Source organism: Vibrio sp. V01_P9A10T6, from assembly GCF_963877065.1.
GTDB classification, from domain to species: Bacteria; Pseudomonadota; Gammaproteobacteria; order Enterobacterales; family Vibrionaceae; genus Vibrio; species Vibrio anguillarum.
This window is the reverse complement of sequence record NZ_CAWNTB010000122.1, coordinates 1-2461: the sequence shown is the minus strand read 5'-3', so window position 1 is coordinate 2461 and position 2461 is coordinate 1. Positions and strand designations below refer to the sequence as shown.

Below are 2461 nucleotides of genomic sequence, written 5' to 3'. Positions count from 1 at the left end.
CGGTGGCTTGACACCCAATGAGTCAGAACGATTGTATTGGGAAAACTCTAAAACCGTGGCCAATTTTAGTTGACCACTACAGTTGTAGACCGTGGACCACTTGATTTTAAAGAATGGATGTCAAACCTAAAAGAAGAGGCTGCTAAAGTAATTACGGTCGCTTATGACGCTAGTAAAAACATAGATGAGTACCAATAAAAAGCCATTTAACAAACGGTTCAAGAGGGACAGCCAACGCGCGGCTTTTTTACTATGCGTTGGTCTTTGTGGTTTACGGTGTTATGCGTTAAGTTGTTAGTGGCGTTGGCTGCCCCTTAACCGGGCGTTATGCAACTCAGGTAAATTTAGGGGCTCAATCTTTTGGGATTTCTACGGCTATTCGTTTTGTGTCGGCAAATGAGCATTTTTACCCTCAAATTCTTGGTTAACTCAAACCGTAAAACAGACAAGATTCTTGGTTTGCCTCAATCGATTTTAGCGTAGGCGCGTTGTGAATTTAGCGGGCGCAAAGTGCGGAAAGGGCAAGTTATTCGATCATTTCGTATTTGCTGAAAGTCTTGTTTGTTGAGTTTGTCTGATTCAAAAGCTTGGGTTGATTCTTGAATCACTCAACCATTGCAATTGTGGCTTTTGGTCGTGTAAAGTCAGTTTATCTTATTGAATTTGCATAACAAACGGCTCAAGAGGGATTGCCAACGCGTGGCGGCTTTAGTGCAAAATTGAAGTTCAGTTTTTACGGTGTGTTTTTTGAGTTCGGTGGTGCGTTGTCAACCCCTTAGCCGGGCGTTAGGTGTTTGGAGGCATCATGAGATCAATCTTGTTGGTTATTTGTACTGTTTTATTAAACGGCTGCTTGGGTATGCCCGAATCAGTAAAGCCGGTGTCGGATTTTGAACTGAACAATTATTTAGGTAAATGGTACGAGGTTGCTCGACTTGATCACTCCTTTGAAAGAGGTTTAAGTCAGGTTACTGCGGAATACCGTGTTCGAAATGATGGCGGCGTTTCGGTTCTTAATCGTGGTTATTCCGAAGAGAAAGGAGAGTGGAAAGAGGCTGAAGGCAAAGCTTACTTTGTGAATAGTCCAACGGACGGTTATCTGAAGGTTTCATTTTTTGGTCCGTTTTATGGCTCTTACGTGGTGTTTGAGTTAGAGCGTGAAAACTACAGTTATGCCTTCGTGTCAGGGCCGAATACAGAATATCTGTGGTTACTTTCAAGAACGCCTAGAGTCGAACCAGACATTCTGGAGAAGTTCGTTCAAATGTCGAAAGAGCGTGGTTTTGATACAAATCGGCTCATTTACGTTCAGCAGCAATAAATACCTAACAAACGGCTCAAGAGGGATTGCCAACGCGTGGCGGCTTTTGTGCAAAATTGAATTTCAGTGTTTACAGTGTGTTTTTTGAGTTCGGCTATGCGTTGTCAACCCCTTAGCCGGGCGTTATACCTTGCCGAAAAAAGAGGCATTGATTGGTATATTAATCAGTCATCTAATCGTTTCATTGCGCTACGGTAAACATCATTTCGCTCTCGTTTTCCAACTGCTAAGACCGTTACCACGATAACGTCATCTTTTACTTGGTAAACAAGACGGTAGCCAGACTGACGTAGCTTTATTTTATACATGTTATCAGCGCCAGAGAGTTTTGATGCTGGTACATGTGGGTTTTCTAAGCGTTCAATTAGTTTCTTTTTAAATTGCAGTTGTAGTGTAGAGCCAAGTTTTTTCCATTCTTTTAACGCGCTCTTTTTGAAATCAAGTTTATAGGTCATCGATGTTTACCGAAATGCTTTCTTCAGACTCTCGTTCTCTTGCAATAGCTAATAGTTCGAGATCATCGAGTCGATCCATCATCATTTCGTATGCTTTTGCTGGAACACAGTAAAAAGCAGGTTCGTTTCGGTTAAGTACAGCGACAGGTTCACCATATGCACTTGTTGCAACTTTCATTGGATTAGCTTTTAATTCAGTAATACTTGCAGCTACATCGGCTAAGATTCTAGCAGTCATTTATTGAGTCCTTTAAGAGGTCTTTATAAAGGTCATTCTAGCGCTATAAGAACGGTATAACAAGGCGTTCAAGAGGGACAGCCAACGCGTGACATTTTTATTATGCGTTGGTTTTTATGGTTACGTTGTTATGCGGAAGCTTGGTAGTAGCGTTGGCTGCCCCTTAACGCGGCGTTAGCTGAGGTTAAGAACAATCATAAAATTAAGCGTTTATTTTTCTTGGTCTGAGGCTCTAGCTTTACACCTGAAAGTCAGCACTTTTCCATGTATCTCGCCAGTGGCACTGTTCGTGAAGTGTTTGAACTAACCGAAGTCTTCTTACGGGAAGTGATGTGTTTGTTTATTTCTTTGGTGTGGCTTCTTTGGTTTTGAGGCTCTTTCGCGCTTAAATGGATTTCGAGCACTTGGTTGTTGGCTTCTTCGACATAATTCTTTGTAAATTGAAGT

At 41.8% G+C, this 2461-nt stretch carries 3 protein-coding genes; 1 reads left to right on the top strand and 2 read right to left on the bottom strand.

The window, feature by feature from the left end; all coding sequences use genetic code 11:
• Window positions 1-805: 805 nt before the first annotated feature.
• On the top strand, window positions 806-1321 hold the full coding sequence (locus tag AACQ21_RS06765; protein WP_105977160.1) for a lipocalin family protein: 516 nt from the start codon (window positions 806-808) through the stop codon (window positions 1319-1321).
• Window positions 1322-1485: 164 nt separating this feature from the next.
• Here the strand turns inward: AACQ21_RS06765 and AACQ21_RS06760 are convergent, their stop codons facing one another.
• Complete coding sequence (locus AACQ21_RS06760; RefSeq protein WP_105977159.1) at window positions 1486-1776, bottom strand: type II toxin-antitoxin system RelE family toxin; 291 nt, start codon at window positions 1774-1776, stop codon at window positions 1486-1488.
• Window positions 1766-2014, bottom strand: a complete 249-nt coding sequence (locus AACQ21_RS06755; RefSeq protein ID WP_000126952.1) for a type II toxin-antitoxin system Phd/YefM family antitoxin — start codon at window positions 2012-2014, stop codon at window positions 1766-1768. The genes AACQ21_RS06760 and AACQ21_RS06755 overlap by 11 nt, the downstream gene beginning before the upstream one ends.
• Window positions 2015-2461 lie beyond the last annotated feature (447 nt).

Excerpts from the sequence above, each read along its gene's own strand:
- AACQ21_RS06755 (WP_000126952.1), bottom strand. The coding sequence starts at position 2,014 with ATGACTGCTAGAATCTTAGCCGATGTAGCTGCAAGTATTACTGAATTA.
- AACQ21_RS06760 (WP_105977159.1), bottom strand. The coding sequence starts at position 1,776 with ATGACCTATAAACTTGATTTCAAAAAGAGCGCGTTAAAAGAATGGAAA.
- AACQ21_RS06765 (WP_105977160.1), top strand. The coding sequence starts at position 806 with ATGAGATCAATCTTGTTGGTTATTTGTACTGTTTTATTAAACGGCTGC.